Below are 21,258 nucleotides of genomic sequence, written 5' to 3'. Positions count from 1 at the left end.
GTTGTGCCGTTTTCAGACGGCATCCGGTTCAATATAGTGTATCGCGATGTGCTGCGGCGTGACCGCCACATAGCCGCCTTTGCCGCCGTACCAGTCGGGAATGACATAACGCGCGAGACTGCGGCCTTGATTCTGATGATGATGGACGGCGGGGCGGTGGGTATGGCCGTGAATCACCGCTTCAATGTGCGGATACTGCCGCCAGGCCTTCTGAACGCCCTGTTCGGTAACATCAGAAATAGCACTCTGCCCCACCGCCTGCTGCCGCGCACGGCTGGCACGGCGCATTTTCTCCGCCAAAGCCGCCCGCTGTTTTTTCGGCAGCGACAGCAGGATTTTTTGCAGCCATTTCCGGCGCATGATGCAGCGGAAACGCTGATAGGCTTTATCGTCGGTACACATTTCGTCGCCGTGCGACAACAGGCAGTTTTTGCCGTGCAGCACCACGCTGTGCACTTCGGGCAGCAGAATCATGCCTGCCTGCTCTGCATATCTGCGGCCGAGCAGAAAATCGCGGTTGCCGCAGATAAAATACACCGGCGTACTTTGGCCGAACGTTTTCAAAGCGGCAGCGGCTTCGCGGGCAATACCGCTCAATACATCGTCGCCCAACCACGCCTCAAACAAATCGCCCAAAACATACAGTGCCTGCGCCCTGCCCTGCCAATTATGCAGAAACTGCAAAAACAGGCGGTTCAAATCGGGCGTGTCGTCCGACAAATGCAAATCGGCAATCAGCAGAACCGGCCGCATAATGAATCTTTCTCCATCGGAGCGTGCCATTGTAACGCAAATCCTGATGTTTGGCTGGTATACCCGTTTTTCAGACGGCCTTGCGCATACCTTTTGCCGCCACCGCCAATGCCGCTGCCTGAACCGCCAGCAGCATCAGCACCACCGTCTGCCACCGGCCGTAGGCATATGCCAGCCCGCACAGCCACGCCCCCAACGTACCGCCGCCGTAATATGCCGCATAATACAGACCCGAAGCCAGCGACCGCCCTTGGGAAACGTAGGCGGCAATATAGCTGATGGTAGCCGCCTGCGCGATAAATACACCGCTGGACATGGCGGCCAGCGACAGCACAATCAGCCACAAAGGCGCGGCCAGCGTACCGACTACCCCCAATGCCGACAGCAGCACCGCCCCCATGACGGTTTTCGCACTGCCCCAGCGGCCGATCAGGCGCGACGATAAAGGGGTAATCACCATGCCGATTAAATAAACTGCAAACAGATTGGCCAAATCCGAGCTGCCCAAACGGTACGGCGTATCGGCCAGATGCAGGTTGATATAGGTAAAACAGCCCACCAGCGAATACAGCACACAGGCACCGAGCAGGCAGGCCGTCAGCACATAAGGGTTGTGCAAATGGCCGTAAAGCGTGGACAAGGCCGTCTGAAAATCGGGTTTGGCCTCAAAACGGCGCGATTCGGGCAGCCGCTGCCGGACGAACAGTGCACCCAATGCGCTGAAAGCCGCCATTATCCAAAACCCCTGCCGCCAGCCCAGCCAGTCGTTCAAATGGCCGAGCAGAAAGCGGCCGAGGAAACCGCCCAACACCGTACCCGCCACATACAGCCCCATCAGGCGCGTCATCAGCGCCCCTTCAAACTCTTCGCCCACATAGGCAATCAGCACCACCGTAATCCCCGGCACCGCCACGCCCTGCAACAGCCGCCACATCATCATTTCGCGCATCGAATCCGACCAGCCCAGCAGCGCGGTGGGCACAGCCAGAAACAGCAGGCTGCCGACAATAAAGCGTTTGCGCCCGAACGCATTTTTTTTTTTAATGATAATGGGAGAAACGAGATCTACACCCGCCACCGTCGCCCCCACCGCCAACCCGGCCTCCACCTCACCTGCCGCCAAATCGCGCATCAGAAACGGCAGCACGGCCTGCACCGAATACACCTGCAAAAACGCAAACAGGCCGGTCAGCATTACCGCCAGCCGCACCCCCCAATCCGCCGCCCGCACAGGCGTATTGCCCGCCGTCATTTCTCCCTCCCGCGCACACGCAAACGGCCGCCGGACACCTGTACCAGCAGTGCGGCCATCACCACCGCCACACCGCCCCACTGCCAGCCGTTCAAACGCTCGCCCAGCACCAGTGCGGATACCAACAGCGCGATAACCGGCACCAACAGAGCCAGAGGCGTTACCAGCGAAGCCGGATAACGCGCCAACAAGCGCCCCCAACCGCCGTAACCGAACAACCCCGACACATACGCCAAAAACGCCGCCGCCAACCAGCCGCCCGCACTCAAATCCGCGATCTGCCGCCCGACTTCGCCCGCCCCGTACAACCACAGCGACAACAGCAAAAACGCCGCCCATGACGAAATATTGCCCCACGCCACCAAAGACAGCGGATTCACCCGCCCGATAAACTTCACCGTCAGATTACCCAAGGCCCAAGACATTGCCGCCGCCAGCACCGCCCACAGTGCCGCCAGCGGCACTACCCCCCGGTATTGGCCGATCCCCGCCAGCAGCAGACCCGCAGCGGCCAGAAGCATGGCGGGCAGGTGGTGCCCGGCCACCGGTTCGCGCAGCCACACGACCGCCAGTATCACGGTAAAAAATACCTGCGACTGCAACAGCAGCGCAGCCAGACCCGACGGCATACCCCACGACAGTGCGGTAAACATCATGCCGAACTGGCCGAAACTGATGCACAAGCCGTACAGTGCCAGCCAGTACCAACGCACGGCCGGCCTCGGCAGCAGACACACCGCAGGCAGCAGCAGCGAAAAACGCAGCAAACCCAAAACCGCAGGCGACAACTCGGCCAAACCGGCCTTCATCACCGCAAAATTCACGCCCCACGCCGTTACCACCAATCCGGCAATCAGTGCATCACGTCCGTCCATTCCCTTTATCCTCCGGCTTTGCCCGTCGCGGTCCGACCCGCTTTTCAGACGGCCGTCCCGCACCGCCCTACTTGCCAGACAGGCGGAACACAGAGTATTGTACACACTTTAAGAAAACTTTACGCAACCGGCCGCTGCGCCGCCCTGCCCAACCACTATTGAAAAAGGTAAACCCATGAACCGCCCCGTACCCGCCGTATTCGGCAGCGTTTTCCATGCCGAAATGCCCGTTATCGCCTACCAGGACGGCACTTGGCAGCCGACCGTCTGGCAGTCTGCGGACGAATTGAAACTGACGCCCGGCGCGCATTCCCTGCATTACGGCAGCGAATGTTTCGAAGGCCTGAAAGCTTTCCGTCAGGCCGACGGAAAAATTGTCCTGTTCCGCCCCGAAGCCAATATCGCGCGTATGCAGCAGAGCGCGCGCATTCTCAATCTGCCCGTCCCCGACAGCAAACAGTTTCTGGATGCACTCGTCGAATTGGTGCGCCGTGCCGCCGACGAAATTCCCGATGCGCCCGCCTCGCTCTATCTGCGCCCCACCCTCATCGGCACCGATCCCGTCATCGGCAAGGCCGGTGCACCCTCCGATACTGCCCTGCTCTATATTCTGGCCTCGCCCGTGGGCGACTATTTCCAAGCCGGCTCACCGGTCAAACTGCTGGTGGAAACGGAACATATCCGCTGCGCGCCGCATATGGGGCGCGTCAAATGCGGCGGCAATTACGCCTCGGCCATGCCTTGGGTACTGAAAGCCAAAGCCGAATACGGTGCGGCCCAAGTCTTGTTCTGCCCCGGCGGCGATGTGCAGGAAACCGGCGCGTCCAACTTCGCCCTGATCCACAACCGCACCATCATCACCAAGCCGCTGACCGACGAATTCCTCCACGGCGTTACCCGCGATTCGGTGCTGAAAGTGGCTGCCGGCTTGGGCTATGCCGTCGATGAGCGGAACTTTACAGTCGATGAACTCAAAGCGGCGGTACAGGACGGCGCGGAAGCGATTCTGACCGGCACGGCGGCGGTGATTTCGCCGGTTACGTCTTTTATCATCGGCGGCGAAGAAATCGCCGTTTCCGGCACAGAACAGGGCAACGCCATCCGCAAAGCCGTTACCGATATTCAATTCGGTCTGGCCGAAGACCGCTACGGCTGGCTGACCGCCGTCTGCTGATGCCGCGTCCCGAAAACCTGCCGGAAACGGCAGGTTTTTTTATGCCTGATGCCATTTGGGCTTGCGGCGCAATACTTCGGCATAAACGGGACAATCCGCCGTATGCGCGCCGGGCAGATAGCCCGTACTCATCAAAAATTCGTTCACAATCTCGCGGCCGACAAATTTGAAGCGGCTTTTAAACAGTTTCACCCACTGCACCAAATCCTGCGGGTGGTGCGCATCGAGCCAGTTTTGGAACGAACCGTATTCACCCTGCAACAGCAGAATCTGCCGCGCATTGTAAACCGCCGCATCGATTTTCAGGCGGTTGCGCACGATGCCCGCATCGGCCAGCAGCCGTTCGCGGTCGGCCGCACCATATGCGGCCACGGCGGCAATATCGAAGCCCGAATAGGCCGTCTGAAAAGCGGCCTGTTTGTTTAAAATGGTGGTCCAGCTCAAACCGGCCTGATTGATTTCCAGCAGCAGGCGGCCGAAAAGCGCGTTGTCGTCCGCCAGGGGGAAACCGTATTCGCAGTCGTGATAACGGCGGTTGGGATTATCGCTGTTTTCGGGCAAAGCATGGCAGAACGCGCAATATGTCTCGGACATTTTCAGACGGCCTATATGATAGATTCAAACAAACTCAAAAAACTTCACAACACCTTGAAACCTCAGCCGTGATGATTGCATCAGCCCGGTTCGAGCTTCTGTATCGACCGCGTTAAAATCCCAGAAACCCAACGGTATCTTTCCATTTACCCCAGCGCAAAATCGGCCGCAGCCAACGCATGGATTTCGGCACTGTCGAATACGGGCAGCGGACAGTCTTCGGCTTTCAGCAGCAAGCCGATTTCGGTGCAGCCGAAAATGACGCCCTGCGCGCCCGCTTCCCGCAAACTTTCGATGGCACTCAGGTAGCTTTGTTTGGCCGTTTCGGTTATGCGGTTGCAGCACAACTCTTCGAAAATCACACGGTGGATTTCGTCCTGATGGCTTTCAGACGGCACCAGCGTTTCCACGCCCAAAGCGCGCATACGGCCGCTGTAAAAACTGTCGCTCATGGTAAAGCGCGTACCCAACAGGGCAACTTTCTGCAAGCCCGCCGCCTTAACTGCCGCTGCGGTGGCATCGACCACATGAATCAGCGGCACCGGCACAGCCGCTTCAATGGCAGGCGCGACTTTGTGCATGGTATTGGTGGCCAACACAATGGCCTGTGCGCCCGCCTGCACCAGTTTGCGCGCACTGTCCGCCAGCATGGCACCCGCACCCTGCCAGTCGCCCGCCCGCTGCATCGCGGCCACTGTTTCAAAATTGACACTGTGCATCACAATATCCGCGCTGCTGTTGCCGCCCAAACGGCGGTTGGCCTCGCGGTTGATGATCTGATAATACAGAACCGTGCTTTCGGCACTCATGCCGCCGATAATGCCCAAGGTTTTCATATTTTGCTCCCTATCTGTCCGTTTCGGGTATCCGCCCGTATTTTTACTTAAAAAACACCGCTAAAAAACACCGCCCGAAAAAACGCCTTGCCGTATGCGGAAGCAACTCCGGCGGTTTCCGGCCAAACCGCGAACCGTCAAAACCGCAAAAAGGCCGTCTGAAAAAGCCCGAACAGCCATTTCAGACGGCCTTGGCCGAGAACGTTTAACGCACTCAGCCGATTTCTGCGGCGTATTGTTCCGCGCTCAGCAGGCCGTCCAAATCGGCCGCATCGGCGGGTTTGATTTTGAAGAACCAGCCTTCGCCGTACGGGTCGCTGTTGGCAGTTTCGGGTGCGGCAGTCAGCGCATCGTTTACCGCCACCACTTCGCCCGCAATCGGCGCGTACACATCGGAAGCGGCTTTCACCGATTCCACCACGCCGGCCTGCTCGTCGGCAGCCAGCCCGGTGCCGACTTCGGGCAGCTCGACAAACACGATGTCGCCCAACAGCTCTTGCGCGTGTTCGGTAATGCCGACGGTAACAGTCCCGTCATTTTCCAGACGCAGCCATTCGTGGCTGGCAACGTATTTCAATTCGGCAGGGATATTGCTCATGGTATTCTCCATATTGAAAAGGTGGGTGTGGTTTATTGCAAACCGAAAATGCGGATATTTTTCCCGGCCGCTGCCTGCTGCAACGCAGCCAGATCGGCGGGTGAAGCATCAAGATAAACGGCATATTCGCGGGCAGCGGGGACGGCGGGCAGGTCGGCCAATGCGCGTTTGAGCGTGGCCACATTCACCGCGCGGCTGTTACCGACAATTCCCAAGGGTGCATTCGGACGTGCCGTCAGGATTTCGGTAATCCCTTTGACTGCGTTACTCTGCGTACCGGCAGCCAAAGCGGCCAGCATCATGCCTTCCGACACCGGATTGCCCGGCGACGGCACTCGGACAAAGAGCATCTGATCGACAACCTGACCTTTGGCAACCACAGCCTGCCGAATCTGCCCCATCTGCCGGCCGACGGGCTGCGTGGCGGCACAGGCTGCCAGAAGAAAAGCGGCGGCGGCCAGAAAAATGTTTTTCATCATCAATACTTACGATTCATAAAACAGTCATACGGTTTTCAAACGGCCTGATACAGCGGAAATCATTCAGGCAGCACAGGCCGAAAACTTATTTTTCGCACTGTTTGGTTGTTTCATGATAACGCCCGCCCTGATCCAGACAGATATCTTTGGCATCACAGGCAGCCAATGCCAGCAGCAGCGGCACAAGCCGCAATGCTTTGTTCACGGTATTCCTTTCTGCTTTCTGTTTGACCGGACAATCCGTTTTCAGACGGCCTTTCTTCATTTGGGCCGTCTGAAAGCAGAATACACCGATTTATTCAAACTGCTGCTTGCCGTTGCGCACAAACGGCAGTTTCAACACGCGCACGTCTACTTCTTTGCCACGCATCAATACTTTGGCCGTATCGCCGTTGAAATCTTTCGGCACTCGGGCGATGGCGATGGACTGTTTCAGGCTGGGCGAGAACACGCCGCTGGTGGTGATGCCTTTGCCCGCGTCGGTAATCACTTCCATATGGTCGCGCAATACGCCGCCTTTGGCGAGCAAGAGGCCGGCCTGCTTGAACGCCACGCCTTTTTCTTTCAAAGCCAGCAGCGCGGTTTTACCGACAAAATCGCGGTTTTCGTCTTTCAAGTCCACCGTCCAGCCCATACCGGCTTCGAGCGGGCTGGTGTCGTCGTCCATATCGTTGCCGTAGAGGTTCATGCCTGCTTCCATACGCAGGGTGTCGCGTGCACCGAGACCGCACGGCTGCACACCCGCTTCGCGCAATTGGGCAAAAAAGGCGTTGGCTTCGCTGCCGGGAAGAATCACTTCCACGCCGTCTTCACCAGTGTAGCCGGTGCGGGCGACAAACCAGTCGCCGCCCAAATCGGCACCTTGGAATACGGCCAGATTGTTTACCGTTTCCGCCCATTCGGGCTTCACTTTCAGGAGTTTTTCCACGGCTTTCGGGCCTTGAACGGCCAGCATGGCCAGATCGTAGCGCGGATTGATCGCGATGCCGAATTCTGCGCCGATTTTGGCAAACTGGGCGGAATCTTTCTCGCGGGTGGCGCCGTTGGAAACGATGCGGTATTGGGTTTCGGCTTCGTTGGTGCGGTATACGATCAAATCGTCAATCACGCCGCCTTTGTCGTTGAGCATGGCCGAATAAAGGGCTTTGCCGACAAAACCGAGTTTGGCGACATCATTGGCAATCAGTTTGCGGAAAAAGGCTTTGGCCTGATCGCCCGTTACATCGGTAACGAGCATATGGGAAACGTCGAACATGCCGGCATCGGTACGCACGGCTTCGTGTTCGGCAATTTGCGAGCCGTAATGAATCGGCAACTCCCAACCGGCAAAATCGATCAGCTTGCCGCCGGCATCTTGGTGGGCTTGGTGGAACGGGGTGGTTTTAAGGGCGGTCATCGGGTTTCTCCATAGCATATTAATGGCGCAAACGCGCCGCCCCATCTGTCCTTGAACCTGAGATTTTCGACGGCTGAGCGTCTTCTCCCCTTCGGTGGGCGCGTTGCGCCGCTCTCCAGATTTGAACGGTTTCAGTCCTTTTGCCTGAGCGATTATAGGGTGTTTGCGCCTTCGGCGGCCTTGCGGCTCTCTCCTGAAATCCTGTCGGATTATGGCGCGAAAGCCGTTTGCAGGCAAGCATTCTTTACACTCCCCGTACCAACGTTACGCCCGATTCGGCATATTCCGACAAAATCGGCACCCTGCCGACAAGAAACCGACCGTCTGCTGCCGTTTCTTGAAATATTATTCCCGACACCGTATTGTCGGTTAATTTTTTTTAGCTTATATTAAGGCCGCAAACAAGAAGAAATACAGGAAACAACCATGATGCCGCTCACACTCGACAAAACCGATTTAAAAATCCTCCAAGTACTTCAAGAAAACGGCCGGCTGACCAATGTCGAACTGTCCGAACGGGTGGCACTTTCGCCCTCACCCTGTCTGCGCCGTCTGAAACAGCTGGAAGATGCGGGAATCATCCGCCGTTATGCCGCCCTGCTGTCGCCTGCGGCGGTGGATTTGGGCCTGCAGGCATTTATCCGCGTGTCCATCAACAAAGCCACGGAAGCACGCGAAGACTTCGCCCGTGCCGTACAGACTTGGCCGGAAGTATTGAGCTGTTTTGCACTGACGGGGGAAACCGATTACCTGCTGCACGCGTTTTTTACCGATATGAACGCCTTTTCCCGCTTTGTGCTGGAAACCCTGCTCTCCCACCCCGGTGTACAGGATGCCAAATCCAGTTTTGTCCTCAACGAAGTGAAAAATACTACCGCGCTGCCGCTGGCCCACCTGCAACCCGAACCGGCATAACCTGACAGGCCGTCTGAAAACGCAGCAGCACGTTTGTCAGACGGCCTGCCGATACCGTAAAACGCCCATGTCCGACCTCGATACCGAATACATCGCCAACCGCACCCGATACTGGCTGGAAAAAGCCGTTATCGGCCTGAATCTCTGCCCGTTTGCCAAAGCCCCTTACGTCAAAGGGCTGGTGCGCATCAGCGTGAGCCGTGCACGTCATCTCGACGGCTTTCTGGAAGATCTCGACCGCGAACTGCAACATCTGGCCGCCACGCCGCCGCCAATACTGGAAACCACTTTGCTGGTTCACCCCACTCTGTTTCCCGATTTTCCGGTTTTCAACGATATGCTCGACGCTGCCGATGCCGCGCTGGCAGACAACCAAGTCGAAGGCATCATACAGATCGCACCGTTCCACCCAGATTTTCAGTTTGCCGGCAGCCGGCCCGACGACATCGGCAATTACACCAACCGCAGCCCCTATCCCACTCTGCACCTGATCCGCGAAGCGAGTATCGCCAAAGCGGTGGAAGCCTTTCCCGATCCCGAGCAGATTTTCGGGCGCAATATCCGCCTGCTGGAAGAAATGGGGCATCGTGGCTGGGAAAAACTCGCTGTCGGCTGCCCGCATAAGGAGAAACCGTGATGTGGCGCGCGCTGCTGTGGCTGGCCGGCGCACTGGCACTGGCCTTGGGCATTATCGGCATTTATCTGCCGCTGCTGCCCACCACCCCGCTGGTTCTGCTTGCCGCCCTCTGCTGGGCGCGCGCCTCGCCCCGCCTGCACCGCTTTCTGCTGCAACACCGCCGCTTCGGCCCGATACTGCACAACTGGGAATCCCGCCGTGCCGTACCGCGCCGCGCCAAATATCTGGCCTATATCATGATGACGTTTTCCTGCGCCCTGTTATGGTGGCGTTTCGGTTTGCAGAGCTGGTATTTTCCGGCCTCCGCCAGCCTGATTTGTGCGGCCACCGCCGTATGGATGTCGCGCCTGCCCGATGCCTGAAAACCGTTCCGCCAAACACCAAACCGTCAAAAAGGCCGTCTGAAAACAGAATTTCAGACGGCCTTGCCGTATCAGACGCATCGGAAACCGGCCTGAACCGTTCCGTCAAAACGCCGTCGAAATCAGATAAACCGTATAAGCCGCATAGGCCGCCAGCAGGAAGAGGCCTTTGCCGCGGCCGATTCTGCCTGTACCGCCCCGGCCGATGCAGAAAAACAGCAGCAAAACGGTCAAAGCCGCCATCACGGGAAAATCACGCTGCCAAATATCGGCCTGAACATCCATCGGGTGCAGCGCGGAAGCCAAACCGACCACCGCCAGCGTATTGAACAGGTTCGATCCGACCACATTGCCCACAGCAATATCGTGTTCGTTTTTACGCGCCGCCATAATCGAAGAAGCCAGCTCCGGCAGTGATGTCCCGACAGCCACGACAGTCAGGCCGATAATCAGGTCGCTGACACCCAGCCCCTGCGCAATCTCCACCGCCCCCCAAACCAGCAGCCGCGAACTGAGCACCAGCATCAGCAGACCCGCCGCCAGCCAGAAAATACCCCGCCCCAAAGCCATCTGCGGCAAATCTCCGGCAGACTCCGTTTCCGCACCCTGCCCGGCCTGCCTGAAATTCATCCATACCGTCCACAGCATATAGGCCGCCAATACCGCCAGCATCGTCAGGCCGTCTGAAAAAGAAAGGCTGCCGTCCAGCAGCAGGCCGGCCGATAAAGCGGTAACGGCCAGCAAAACAGGCAGTTCGGTTTTCACAACGCTTTTCTGCACCACAATCGGGCTGATCAGCGCCGTCAGACCCAAAATCAGGGCGATATTGGTAATATTCGATCCGTAAGCATTACCCAAAGCGATACCGGGGCTGCCCTCCAATGCCGAAAATACCGACACCACCATTTCCGGTGCCGAAGTACCGAAACCCACAATCACCATACCGATCAGCAGCGGCGGCATTCCGAAATGGCGGGCGGTTGCCGCCGCGCCGTCGATAAAGCGGTCGGCACTCCATACCAATACCGCCAAACCGGCCAAAACGGCCAAACCTGCATACAACATTTCACATTCCTGTTTTCTATTTATTCAAAATCATCCGTTTTCAGACGGCCAAACCGCCCGTACCGGGCCGTCTGAAAACACAAAACGGCAAAAGGAGCGGCTTTCCGCCCCTTTGCCGTACGGCCGCCTGCCGCCCTTAACGGCGGAAACGGCTGCGGCGCGGTGTCTGCTTGCGCCACATCTGCCACAGCAACACCAGCGCACCCAGCACAATACGGTGCCGCCATGCCGAAGGCAGCATAATCAGCCGCCACAGCAAATTGCCCTTGATGCCGCTGCCGATCAGCCCGCTCATGCGCGCCACTGCCAGATTATCGGCATGATCACGGCGAAGCTCGTCCTGTTTGACCTTGTCCAACGCCAATTGCAGGCGGTTGCGCATCACTTCCAACTCCAACAGCTCCCGCTGCTCTTTACGGTTTAATCTGCTCATGCTTCTCCAACTCCGTTTGGTTCAACGTATCGGCCGTCACGTCACCGCGCAAATAGGCCAGATCACGGCGGATATCGCCCAAAACACGGTTTACTTCCGAGCATTGGTGCCGCCAGCCCGACAATGCCCATGCAAACAGCACGGCAATCAGCAGCAGCAGTCCCCCGCCGATACCGAAAAATGTCCACACAGCCGTCTCCCGAGGCAAAACGGCATTCAGGCCGAACAGCAGACTGATCAAGGCCACCAGTGCCAAAACAGCCGCCACCGCGACCACGGCCAGCAGCCGTACCAGTGTTCCCAGCTGCTGCGATACGTCCATCTGCAAAATCTGCAAACGCAGCAACAGCAGATCGGTTCCCTTGTTCAGCAGCGTTTTATAGCGGCTGATGCTGCGGCTCAAACTCATGTTTGCTCCCTCCACACAATGAGATGGTAAAACCCGTTGCGATAAGAAAACCGCTAGGCGGTACAGCCCTAGCGGTTTTCGGGGCCTGATAGACGGGCCGGTTATCAGCGGCGGTTCAACAGAACGCCGACCACCAGACCTGCCAGTGCGGCAAAGCCCATTGCGTAGTAAGGTTTGTCCTGTACATAAGCATCGGCCTGTGCGGCGTGTTTTTTCACGCGGCGGGTTGCTTCGCTTTCAAAGTCCTGCAATTTGTCCTGGGCGGCAGCCAGTTTGTCTTTCAGCTTTTCAGACAGGGCTTTGGCCTCTTCGGAACCGCGATCCACACCTGCTTCATACAGGCCTTCCACTTCGTCCAATACGGAACGGACTTCTTTCAACAATGCTTCTTTTTGGTTGTCAAAATCTTTTTTCATACTGCAACTCCCGATTAATTTGAATGATGTTTTTCGTCTTGGATCGCAGCGCGGCATGGCCGCTGCTTGCTTTTTACTATAAGGGCGCAAACTGCCGATCACAACCGCGTTTTATGTAAAGATACAACAAACTGCCTTTACGCTTGCCACGGCAGCCACCATTTTGCCAACAGATACATCAATGCCCCGCCGCCGGCTAATACGGCAAAAAACACACCTTTTCTGCGCGCATTCGGACAGAAAATGTACACCGCCAGCGAAAAGCTGAAAAACATGGCCGCCGCCACACCTGCCAACCGCCGCCCCTGAAAACGGTTAAGCGGATAGCTTTCCGTCAGCACGACATACATCTGCCACACCGCAGCCAGGCACATACTGACAATGCCCGCCGGCAGAAAAATCAACCCCAAAACCGCTTTCGACACCGTGCCTCCCGTTCCCGAAAATCTGCGCCGACCTACCGTCATGCAGCCGCCTGAGGAGTCTTTACCCGACAGCAGCTTCCCTTACGCCCGTTTTCAGACGGCCTTTATTTCAATCGGCAAACATTTGTTTGAACCACAACACAATGCTGTCGTACACGCGGCCGAACCAGCCCGCTTCGCCGACGTCGTTCAACGCCACCACATCGCGCGACTCAATCTCTTGGCCGCCGCTCATGATTTTCAGCTTGCCCAGCACCTGACCTTTGCTGACCGGCGCCAGAACGGGCTGTACGGTTTCCAGTACCGGCCGGATGTCTTTGCTGCTGCCCCGGGAAAACGTGAGATAGGCATCGTCCAAAAAACCCACAGCTACTGTATTGGCAGCACCCTTATAAAGTTTGACCTGCGAAACCGTCTGGCCGGCCTGATAAGCTTTCAGCGTATCGAACGACTGCAATGCCCAGTTGAGCAGTTTGCTGCTTTCGGCCGCCCGCGCTTCGGGGCTGTCGGTTCCGACCACCACACTCAACACGCGGCGGCCGTTGCGGTTGCTGGATGCAATCAGATTATAGCCCGCGCTGGCGGTATGGCCGGTTTTCAGGCCGTCCACGCTCGGGTCGCGGTACAGCAGCAGATTGCGGTTGGGCTGATCGATATTGTTGTATTTAAACGATTTCATCGAGTAAATCGGATAATACTGCGGATAGTCGCGGATAATCGCCGCCGAGAGCAGGGCCAAATCGCGCACCGTTGTCAGATGCCCTTCGCCCGGCAGGCCGGTGGCATTGATAAAGCGGGTGTTTTTCATGCCCAGCTGCTGTGCCTGCACGTTCATTTTGTCGGCAAAACCGGCTTCCGTACCGCCCAAGGCTTCGGCCAGAATAATCGCCGCATCGTTGCCCGACTGCACAATCAGCCCTTTGAGCAGGTCGCTCACGCTCACGGGCTTGCCCAGATTGACAAACATGCGCGAGCCTTCTGCACGCCATGCCGCCTGCGAAGCCAACAGTTCCTGATCGGGTTTGAGCACCCCTTCTTCCAGTGCTTTGAACGTCAGATAGGCCGTCATCAACTTGGTCAGCGAGGCCGGTTCGATTTGGGTATCCAAATCCTTGCCGGCCAGAATCCGGCCGCTTTGCAAATCCTGCACCAGATAAGCCGCAGCGGCAACCTGGGGCGGTTGGGGCAGTACCGGAGCGGCGGCCGGTTCGGCTGCGGCGGCGGTTTGCGGTTGGGAAGCGGCTGCATTACCGGCAGCCGGAGCGTATTGGGTCAGTAGCGCGGCGGCCAATACCGCTGCGCAGACAGTTTTTTTCATCATAGAGGATTACCGCAAAAAACGCGCCGCACCATTATCGTGCGCCACAGTATCGGTTGTCGGAAAAAGCCGGGGCAGAATCACAGGCAGGCCGTCTGAAACACCGATTATCCGCTTTTTCAGACGGCCTGCCGCACAATCCGCAAACGGGCGGTATTATACGCACAAGGCTGAGGCTTGCTAAATTTTTCTTGCTTTCGCCGTCTGTCGTCGGTATGGTTTTACATTTTTCCGAACGAATTTTACGCAATCCAACCATGAGCGCCCTACCCCACCGCCATTATCTGACCAAAGTCCTCACATCGTCCGTTTACGATGTGGCCGTCGAAACCCCGCTGGAAGCAGCGCGCAGTCTGTCAGGCCGTCTGAAAAACCGGATTTTGCTCAAACGCGAGGATTTGCAGCCGGTATTTTCGTTCAAAATCCGCGGTGCCTACAATAAAATGGCTTCACTTTCACCGGAAGAGCTGGCGCGCGGCGTGATTACCGCCAGCGCGGGCAACCATGCGCAGGGCGTAGCGCTTTCAGCACAAAAGCTCGGCTGCACCGCTACAATTGTGATGCCGGAGACCACGCCGCAGATTAAAGTCGATGCGGTACGTGCGCGCGGCGGCCGCGTCGTGCTGGCCGGCACTTCCTACACCGATGCCTACAACCATGCCGTCAAACTGGTTGCCGAAAGCGGTTTGAGCTACATTCCGCCTTTTGACGACCCCGAAGTGATTGCCGGACAGGGCACCATCGGCATGGAAATTATCCGCCAGCATCCCAAGCCGATTGATGCGGTTTTCGTTCCCATCGGCGGCGGCGGACTGGCGGCAGGCGTAGCAGCATTTATCAAACACGTCCGCCCCGAAATCAAGGTTATCGGCGTGGAAACCGACGATGCCTGCGCCATGAAGCAGTCGATTGATGCCGGAAAACGGGTGGAATTGAAAGATGTCGGCCTGTTTGCCGACGGCACCGCCGTGAAACTGGTGGGCGAAGAAACCTACGCCCTGTGCCGCGACCTGCTCGACGATATTATTCTGGTGGACACCGATGCCGTATGCAGCGCGCTGAAAGACATTTTCGACGACACCCGCAGCATCACCGAACCTTCCGGCGCGCTCGCGCTGGCCGGCCTGAAAGCCTATATCGCCCAATCGGGTTGCGAAAACCAGACCCTGATTGCCGTCAACAGTGGTGCGAACATGAATTTCCACCGTCTGCGCCACGTTTCCGAGCGCAGCGAGCTAAGCGAGGGCAACGAGGGGATTTTTGCCGTTTCCATTCCCGAAGCACCGGGCAGCTTTCTCAAATTTATCAATGTACTGGGCAACCGCAACATCACCGAATTCAACTACCGCTACGGCGATGATCAAACCGCGCATATTTTTGTCGGCATTCAGGCGGCCGGTGCCAAAGACTTAGCCAAAATCAGCGAAGAACTCAGTGCCGCCGGCCTGCCCAATACCGACCTGACCCACGACGAAATGTCGAAAATCCATATCCGCTATATGGTGGGCGGGCGGACGCACAAAATCGCCGACGAGCGTGTCATCAGTTTTGAATTCCCCGAACGGCCCGGCGCATTGGCGGCGTTCCTCAACCATATGCAGAGCAGTTGGAACATCACACTTTTCCACTACCGCAACCACGGTGCCGACTACGGCCGCGTGCTGGTAGCCATCGACGTCCCGCCTGCCGATGATGCCGCCTTCGCCGCCTTCCTCGACAATTTGGGCTACACCTATCAGGACGAAACCGACAACACCGCCTACCGCCTGTTTCTCGGCCGTCCCGATGATGAAGCAAAGGCCGTCTGAAAACGGGCAGGCGGCTTGGTATACGCACAGGCAGCCGCCCGGCCGCACTCAGTGTGCAGGATAGGCGCACCCGTCCGGCAAAACGGCCAGTACGCCCGCCAGCTGCCCGTATGCCGTCACCGCCCGTACCTGACCGTCGGCGGCATGAACAGCTACTCCGTTCAAATTGCGGTATCTGTAAAGCAGTTTGTCGCCGCGCCGCCGCGCAAACGACACCACCGCTTCGGCAGCCGACGGCTCAAAAAATACCATCAGATTCTGCTTATCCGGACATACGCCGTGCACCTTCTGCACGGCGTTCACCGGCCGCTGCCCGGGCAGGTTTTGGCAGGCTGCCAACAACGGCAGCAGACACCATATGCCGCAGCACCCGAGTCTGCGGAAAACACGTGCCGCCCGATTCATTTCTGCCCCCCACTTCCACACCATAAAAACACCGCTGCCGCAAAAAGGCCGTCTGAAACCCCGAAAAACGGTTTTCAGACGGCCTTTTACCGTATGACGGCCGAAAAACCGCTACATCTGAATCGAACCGCTGACCGTCTGCGTTATCTCTTCGCTGCCCGGATTATCGGTAACCATTTCCGGCGCATCCGACAGCGCCATGGCGACCGGTGCCATCTTCGCCGCCCGCATACCCCCGCTGTAGCTGTTAAAACTGCTGTCCAGATTCAGGTTCACAATTTTATACCCCGAAAAGCCCAAAGTCCGGCTGACGACTTCCGCCCGTGCCTGAAAATTTTCCAAAGCCTGACGGCTCAGCCGGTTCACGGTTTCACTGCGTTTTTGCGCAGAAACACGGAAATTCATGCCCTGCAACACTGCTTCCTGCTGGCTTTGCGCAATCAGTTTGTTCAGCGCCTGAAAATCCCGGCTCTGCACACGGACAGTTGCCTGATCGAGCCAAGCCGCCACTTTACCCTTTTCGTAACGCGGCGAAACACTGCGGTGCACCAGCTCGCTTTCCATTGCCTCCTGTCCGCGGATACGCGCATTCAGGATATTCAGCTTGCGCGTTACCGCATTGCTGACCGCCTGCCGGTCGCCACCCTCTTCACGCACGGTCAGGCGTACATCCATCAAGTCGTTGGCCACCAGTGCCGTCGCACTCTCGCTGAACGACACCACATTGTAATTCAGCCCCTCGGCTGCCGCAGGCAGTGCCGCCAGCATCAGCCCGCACATGATGATCCGTTTCATCTTCTCTCCCAAAACTGTTTTCAGACGGCCTGATTATAAACCCGCCGTTCCGAAAAAACAGTACTGTCCGTCCGCACCACGCCTCGCCCAATGCGAACAATATAGTTTCCAAGCCCTGTTAAAAAGCGTAAGATGGCGGGTGTTTCCTTTTCCGACCCCACTTTCCGAAAGGCACGTTTTTATGTTCTTCGACAATATCCAAGCCGCACCGGCCGACCCGATTCTGGGTTTGGGCGAAGCCTTCAAAGCCGAGCAGCGCGCGCAAAAAGTCAATCTCGGCATCGGTGTCTATAAAGACGCACAAGGGCAGACCCCGATTGTCAAAGCCGTCAAAGAAGCCGAAAAACGCCTGCTGGACAGTGAAAACACGAAAAACTATCTGACCATCGACGGCGTGGCCGACTACAACGAACAAACCCAAATTCTGCTGTTCGGCGAAAACAGCGAAGTCATCGCTTCCAACCGCGCCAAAACGGCACAAAGTTTGGGCGGCACCGGCGCGCTGCGCGTGGCGGCCGAATTTATCAAACGTCAAACCGGTGCGCAAAATATCTGGATTTCCACCCCGACCTGGCCGAACCACAATGCCATTTTCCAAGCCGTCGGCATCCCTGTCCGCGACTACCGCTATTACGACAAAACCACCCACGGCTTGGACTGGAACGGCCTGATCGAAGATTTGTCCCAAGCCCGGGCGGGCGATGTGGTGCTGCTGCACGGCTGCTGCCACAACCCCACCGGCATCGATCCCACGCCCGAACAATGGCGGCAATTGGCCGATATGGCGGCCGAAAAAGGCTGGCTGCCGCTGTTCGACTTCGCCTATCAGGGCTTTGCCAACGGCTTGGAAGAAGATGCCTACGGGCTGCGCGTGTTTGCCGAAAAGAACAGAGAATTGCTGGTTGCCAGCTCGTATTCCAAAAACTTCGGCCTCTATAACGAGCGCGTGGGCGCGTTTACGCTGGTGGCCGCCGATACCGAAACCGCCGGCCGCGCTTTCAGCCAAGTCAAATCGATTATCCGCACGCTGTACTCCAACCCTGCCTCACACGGCGGCTCAACCGTCGCACTGGTGTTGAAAGACGCGGAGCTGAAAGCGCAATGGATTGCCGAGCTGGACGAAATGCGCGGCCGCATCAAACAGATGCGCGAAAAATTTGTCGCGCTGCTGAAAGAAAAAGGTGCCAAACAGGATTTCGACTTTATTGTCCGGCAAAACGGTATGTTCTCGTTCTCCGGCCTCACACCCGAACAGGTGGATCGTCTGAAAGACGAATTTGCCGTCTATGCCGTCCGTTCCGGCCGTATCAATGTGGCCGGTATCACCGACGACAATATCGACTATCTGTGTGAGAGCATTGTCGGAGTGCTATAAATACTCTCCCTGATTCCGGTGCGCTTCGGCGCACCTTTTTTTTTGCCCGTCCGCCGTGCTGCCGTACGTCATATTCCTGCAACAATCGCTTGTTACACTCCGCGCACAAATCCTAACAAATGGGCATCAATCATGACCGAGCTTTCCAGACAACTGAAACGCCAGCGTCTGCTGGACGGTTTATTTGTCGGCACCACGCGCACTTTCGCTTTTCTGGTGCTGGCCAGCCTTGCGGGCATTCTGATTTCACTGATTGTCGGTGCGATGCCGAGTATGCGCGAATTCGGTTTCGGATTCTTCACTTCGGCAGAATGGGACACGGTGGCCGGGCGCTACGGCGCACTGGCACCGGTGTACGGCACGCTGGTCACTTCGGCCATCGCTCTGCTGATCGCGGTGCCGGTCAGTTTCGGTATTGCGGTTTTTCTGACCGAATTGTGTCCGATTGTGCTGCGCCGCCCGCTGGGCATCTGTATCGAACTGCTGGCCGGCATTCCTTCGATTATTTACGGTATGTGGGGGCTGTTTGTCTTTGCCCCGTTTTTCTCTGAATACATTCAGCCGTTATTCATCAAATATCTCGGCCCGCTGCCGCTGGTCGGCATACTGTTCCAGGGCGCGCCGATGGGTATCGGCCTGTTTGCCGCCGCGCTGATTCTGGCGATTATGATTATTCCCTATATCGCTTCCGTGATGCGCGATGTGTTTGCAGTCACACCGCCGATGCTCAAAGAATCGGCCTACGGTTTGGGCAGCACCACGTGGGAAGTGATGCGTCATGTAGTTCTGCCCTACACCAAAGCCGGTGTGGTCGGCGGCATCATTCTCGGACTGGGCCGTGCCTTGGGCGAAACCATGGCAGTCACATTCGTCATCGGCAACACCTTCAACATCAGTGCCAGCCTCTATACTTCGGGCGTATCGATTACCTCTGCTTTGGCCAACGAATTTGCCGAAGCAGCCAATCCGATGCACCTCTCCTCGCTGCTTTATCTGGGTTTGATTCTGTTTGTCATTACCTTTGTCGTACTCTGCCTGTCCAAAGTCATGCTGCTGCGCATGAGCCGCAACGAAGGCCGCAGCCACTAAACCGAAAGGCCGTCTGAAAATGAACGCTTCCCTGTATTCCCGCCGCCGGTTCATCAACCGCTTCAATCTGACCATGGCTTGGCTGACAATGGCTTTCGGCCTGTTCTGGCTGGGCTGGATTTTCGTTACCCTGTTCGGCCACGGTTTCAGCGGCCTGAGTCTCGGCCTCTTTACTGCCGACACCCCGCCGCCGGGCGTGGAGGGCGGTCTGCGCAACGCCATTCTCGGCAGCCTGCTGATTACACTGTTCGGCCTGCTGGTCGGCACCCCCATCGGCATTTTGTGCGGTATTTACCTGGCCGAATTCGGCCAGCGCAGCAAAATGGCCGCCGCCACCCGTTTTATAAACGATATTCTGCTTTCCGCCCCCTCCATCGTCATCGGTCTGTTCATCTACGAACTGGTCGTCGTGCGCCAAGGCCACTTCTCCGGTTGGGCCGGTGCACTGGCACTGTCCCTGTTGGTGGTACCGGTAGTGGTGCGCACAACAGAAGACATGCTCAAACTGGTTCCCAACTCGCTGCGCGAAGCCGCTTATGCGCTGGGTACGCCGAAATGGAAACTGGTCAGCATGGTCACACTGCGCGCGGCCAAGGCCGGCGTGCTGACCGGCATTCTGCTGGCTTTTGCCCGCATCTCCGGCGAAACCGCACCGCTGCTGTTTACCGCACTGAACAACCAGTTTTTCAGCATTAATATGAACCAGCCCATCGCCAACCTGCCGAACGTCATCTACCAGTTTGCCATGTCGCCTTATGCCGACTGGCACAAGCTGGCCTGGGCCGCCGCCCTGCTGATTACCCTGACCGTTCTGGCTGCCAACATTACCGCGCGCTATGTCGGCAACCGCAAATAAGCACCCCCGATGACCGTGTTTTCAGACGGCATAACGGCATAAAAAGGCCGTCTGAAACACCCAACACACGATAAGGAAACACGATGCAAGCGAGCAAAATCACCGTCCGCAACTTCAATTTCTACTACGGCAGCTTCCATGCCCTGAAAAACATCAATCTGGATATTCCCGCCAACCAGGTTACGGCCTTTATCGGCCCGTCGGGCTGCGGCAAATCCACCCTGCTGCGTACTTTCAACCGTATGTACGACCTCTATCCCGGTATGCGCGCCGAAGGCGAACTGCTCTTGGACGGAAAAAACATTCTGGACAAAAGTGTCGATCTGAACCTGCTGCGTGCCAAAGTCGGCATGGTGTTCCAAAAACCGACCCCGTTTCCGATGTCGATTTACGACAATGTTACTTTCGGCGTGAAACTGTATGAAAAATTGAGCAAAAGCGACTTGGACGACCGCGTGGAATGGGCGCTGAAAAAAGCCGCGCTGTGGGGCGAGGTAAAAGACAAGCTCAAACAGAGCGGCAACTCACTGTCCGGCGGCCAGCAGCAGCGTCTGTGCATCGCCCGTGCTGTGGCGGCCAAGCCCGAAGTGGTGCTGCTGGACGAGCCGACCTCCGCACTTGATCCGATTTCCACCGCCCACATCGAAGAATTGGTAACCGAACTGAAACAGGACTACACCATCGCCATCGTTACCCACAATATGCAGCAGGCCGCCCGCGTTTCCGACTATACCGCCTATATGTATCTGGGCGAGCTGATTGAAGTGGATCATACGGACAAAATGTTCAAAAACCCGAGCCGCAAAGAAACCGAAGACTACATTACCGGCAAATTCGGCTGACCGGATCATTCCACCCCGCTTTGGTGCGCTTCGGCGCACTTTTTTTCCGCCTACCGCCCACAACTGCTGCACAGCTTATCTTTTGCTCCTTTCTCTTCCGCTGCTGCCGCGCCCATTCCAAGCCGGCCTAAACCTCAGGCCGTCTGAAAAT

General features: G+C 57.2%; 25 protein-coding genes and 1 riboswitch. Of the genes, 9 read left to right on the top strand and 16 right to left on the bottom strand.

What is annotated here, in order from left to right; all coding sequences use genetic code 11:
* Nucleotides 1–12: 12 nt before the first annotated feature.
* The 3 genes from ORY85_RS02185 to ORY85_RS02175 form a co-directional block, all read right to left on the bottom strand.
* Complete coding sequence (locus ORY85_RS02185; protein WP_274571336.1) at nt 13–753, bottom strand: UDP-2,3-diacylglucosamine diphosphatase; 741 nt, start codon at nt 751–753, stop codon at nt 13–15.
* 70 nt (nt 754–823) lie between these two features.
* Entirely contained in the window at nt 824–2,005 is a 1,182-nt protein-coding gene (locus ORY85_RS02180) for an MFS transporter (protein WP_338578241.1), read from the bottom strand.
* Entirely contained in the window at nt 2,002–2,880 is an 879-nt protein-coding gene (locus ORY85_RS02175; RefSeq protein ID WP_274572318.1) for an EamA family transporter, read from the bottom strand. The genes ORY85_RS02180 and ORY85_RS02175 overlap by 4 nt, the downstream gene beginning before the upstream one ends.
* A 175-nt stretch (nt 2,881–3,055) precedes the next feature.
* On the opposite strand from ORY85_RS02175, the gene ilvE reads away from it, so the two are divergent.
* Complete coding sequence (gene ilvE / locus ORY85_RS02170; protein WP_274572319.1) at nt 3,056–4,054, top strand: branched-chain-amino-acid transaminase; 999 nt, start codon at nt 3,056–3,058, stop codon at nt 4,052–4,054.
* 39 nt (nt 4,055–4,093) lie between these two features.
* Here ilvE and ORY85_RS02165 read toward each other — a convergent pair whose 3' ends face one another.
* The 5 genes from ORY85_RS02165 to gcvT form a co-directional block, all read right to left on the bottom strand.
* Complete coding sequence (locus tag ORY85_RS02165; RefSeq protein ID WP_274572320.1) at nt 4,094–4,648, bottom strand: DNA-3-methyladenine glycosylase I; 555 nt, start codon at nt 4,646–4,648, stop codon at nt 4,094–4,096.
* A 146-nt stretch (nt 4,649–4,794) separates the two neighbouring features.
* A complete protein-coding gene (locus tag ORY85_RS02160) occupies nt 4,795–5,484 on the bottom strand; it encodes an aspartate/glutamate racemase family protein (protein ID WP_274572321.1) in 690 nt (229 codons plus the stop codon).
* Between the two features lie 214 nt (nt 5,485–5,698).
* A complete protein-coding gene (gene gcvH / locus ORY85_RS02155; protein ID WP_274572322.1) occupies nt 5,699–6,094 on the bottom strand; it encodes a glycine cleavage system protein GcvH in 396 nt (131 codons plus the stop codon).
* A 20-nt stretch (nt 6,095–6,114) separates the two neighbouring features.
* Complete coding sequence (locus ORY85_RS02150) at nt 6,115–6,561, bottom strand: hypothetical protein (RefSeq protein ID WP_274572323.1); 447 nt, start codon at nt 6,559–6,561, stop codon at nt 6,115–6,117.
* Between the two features lie 295 nt (nt 6,562–6,856).
* Nucleotides 6,857–7,957 carry a glycine cleavage system aminomethyltransferase GcvT gene (gcvT, locus tag ORY85_RS02145; RefSeq protein WP_274572324.1) on the bottom strand — a complete coding sequence of 367 codons (1,101 nt, stop codon included), beginning with the start codon at nt 7,955–7,957 and terminating at the stop codon, nt 6,857–6,859.
* Nucleotides 7,958–8,079: 122 nt separating this feature from the next.
* A riboswitch (glycine riboswitch) is annotated at nt 8,080–8,163 on the bottom strand.
* Nucleotides 8,164–8,383: 220 nt separating this feature from the next.
* Between gcvT and ORY85_RS02140 the strand changes: the two genes are divergently transcribed.
* From ORY85_RS02140 to ORY85_RS02130, 3 genes are all read left to right on the top strand, one after another.
* Nucleotides 8,384–8,872: an Lrp/AsnC family transcriptional regulator gene (locus ORY85_RS02140; RefSeq protein ID WP_274572325.1), complete on the top strand. Its 489-nt coding sequence runs from the start codon at nt 8,384–8,386 to the stop codon at nt 8,870–8,872.
* A gap of 67 nt (nt 8,873–8,939) precedes the next feature.
* Nucleotides 8,940–9,509, top strand: coding sequence for a DUF1415 domain-containing protein (locus ORY85_RS02135; RefSeq protein ID WP_274572326.1), 570 nt, complete (start codon nt 8,940–8,942; stop codon nt 9,507–9,509).
* Nucleotides 9,509–9,871: a YbaN family protein gene (locus tag ORY85_RS02130; protein WP_274572327.1), complete on the top strand. Its 363-nt coding sequence runs from the start codon at nt 9,509–9,511 to the stop codon at nt 9,869–9,871. The genes ORY85_RS02135 and ORY85_RS02130 overlap by 1 nt, the downstream gene beginning before the upstream one ends.
* 105 nt (nt 9,872–9,976) lie before the next feature.
* Here the strand turns inward: ORY85_RS02130 and ORY85_RS02125 are convergent, their stop codons facing one another.
* The 6 genes from ORY85_RS02125 to ORY85_RS02100 all read right to left on the bottom strand — a co-directional run bounded on the left by ORY85_RS02125 (nt 9,977) and on the right by ORY85_RS02100 (nt 13,937).
* Nucleotides 9,977–10,936, bottom strand: coding sequence for a calcium/sodium antiporter (locus tag ORY85_RS02125; RefSeq protein WP_274572328.1), 960 nt, complete (start codon nt 10,934–10,936; stop codon nt 9,977–9,979).
* 136 nt (nt 10,937–11,072) lie between these two features.
* Nucleotides 11,073–11,369: a hypothetical protein gene (locus ORY85_RS02120; protein WP_274572329.1), complete on the bottom strand. Its 297-nt coding sequence runs from the start codon at nt 11,367–11,369 to the stop codon at nt 11,073–11,075.
* The gene (locus tag ORY85_RS02115) at nt 11,350–11,778 is read right to left on the bottom strand and encodes a phage holin family protein (RefSeq protein WP_274572330.1); all 429 of its coding nucleotides are present in this window, start codon (nt 11,776–11,778) and stop codon (nt 11,350–11,352) included. Before ORY85_RS02115 ends, ORY85_RS02120 begins: the two co-directional genes overlap by 20 nt.
* A 104-nt stretch (nt 11,779–11,882) precedes the next feature.
* Complete coding sequence (locus tag ORY85_RS02110) at nt 11,883–12,194, bottom strand: YqjD family protein (protein WP_274572331.1); 312 nt, start codon at nt 12,192–12,194, stop codon at nt 11,883–11,885.
* 137 nt (nt 12,195–12,331) lie between these two features.
* Nucleotides 12,332–12,619: a hypothetical protein gene (locus ORY85_RS02105; protein WP_274572332.1), complete on the bottom strand. Its 288-nt coding sequence runs from the start codon at nt 12,617–12,619 to the stop codon at nt 12,332–12,334.
* Nucleotides 12,620–12,728: 109 nt separating this feature from the next.
* Nucleotides 12,729–13,937, bottom strand: coding sequence for a D-alanyl-D-alanine carboxypeptidase family protein (locus ORY85_RS02100; RefSeq protein WP_274572386.1), 1,209 nt, complete (start codon nt 13,935–13,937; stop codon nt 12,729–12,731).
* A gap of 257 nt (nt 13,938–14,194) precedes the next feature.
* Between ORY85_RS02100 and ilvA the strand changes: the two genes are divergently transcribed.
* Nucleotides 14,195–15,745: a threonine ammonia-lyase, biosynthetic gene (ilvA, locus tag ORY85_RS02095; protein ID WP_274572333.1), complete on the top strand. Its 1,551-nt coding sequence runs from the start codon at nt 14,195–14,197 to the stop codon at nt 15,743–15,745.
* A gap of 48 nt (nt 15,746–15,793) precedes the next feature.
* Here the strand turns inward: ilvA and ORY85_RS02090 are convergent, their stop codons facing one another.
* Nucleotides 15,794–16,174 (bottom strand): hypothetical protein, encoded by a 381-nt coding sequence (locus tag ORY85_RS02090; protein WP_274572334.1) that lies wholly within the window; start codon nt 16,172–16,174, stop codon nt 15,794–15,796.
* An 87-nt stretch (nt 16,175–16,261) separates the two neighbouring features.
* On the bottom strand, nt 16,262–16,945 hold the full coding sequence (locus ORY85_RS02085) for an SIMPL domain-containing protein (protein ID WP_274572335.1): 684 nt from the start codon (nt 16,943–16,945) through the stop codon (nt 16,262–16,264).
* A gap of 181 nt (nt 16,946–17,126) precedes the next feature.
* Between ORY85_RS02085 and ORY85_RS02080 the strand changes: the two genes are divergently transcribed.
* From ORY85_RS02080 to pstB, 4 genes are all read left to right on the top strand, one after another.
* A complete protein-coding gene (locus tag ORY85_RS02080; RefSeq protein WP_274572336.1) occupies nt 17,127–18,320 on the top strand; it encodes an amino acid aminotransferase in 1,194 nt (397 codons plus the stop codon).
* A gap of 132 nt (nt 18,321–18,452) precedes the next feature.
* Nucleotides 18,453–19,409 (top strand): phosphate ABC transporter permease subunit PstC, encoded by a 957-nt coding sequence (pstC, locus tag ORY85_RS02075; RefSeq protein ID WP_274572337.1) that lies wholly within the window; start codon nt 18,453–18,455, stop codon nt 19,407–19,409.
* Between the two features lie 19 nt (nt 19,410–19,428).
* Nucleotides 19,429–20,265 (top strand): phosphate ABC transporter permease PstA, encoded by an 837-nt coding sequence (gene pstA / locus ORY85_RS02070; RefSeq protein ID WP_274572338.1) that lies wholly within the window; start codon nt 19,429–19,431, stop codon nt 20,263–20,265.
* An 83-nt stretch (nt 20,266–20,348) separates the two neighbouring features.
* Nucleotides 20,349–21,107, top strand: coding sequence for a phosphate ABC transporter ATP-binding protein PstB (gene pstB, locus ORY85_RS02065; RefSeq protein ID WP_274572339.1), 759 nt, complete (start codon nt 20,349–20,351; stop codon nt 21,105–21,107).
* Nucleotides 21,108–21,258 lie beyond the last annotated feature (151 nt).

The sequence above is a fragment of the Neisseria leonii genome (assembly GCF_028776105.2).
Lineage (GTDB): Bacteria > Pseudomonadota > Gammaproteobacteria > Burkholderiales > Neisseriaceae > Neisseria > Neisseria leonii.
Note: the sequence above shows the minus strand (reverse complement) of the source record. Positions and strands in the feature narration are given on the sequence as shown.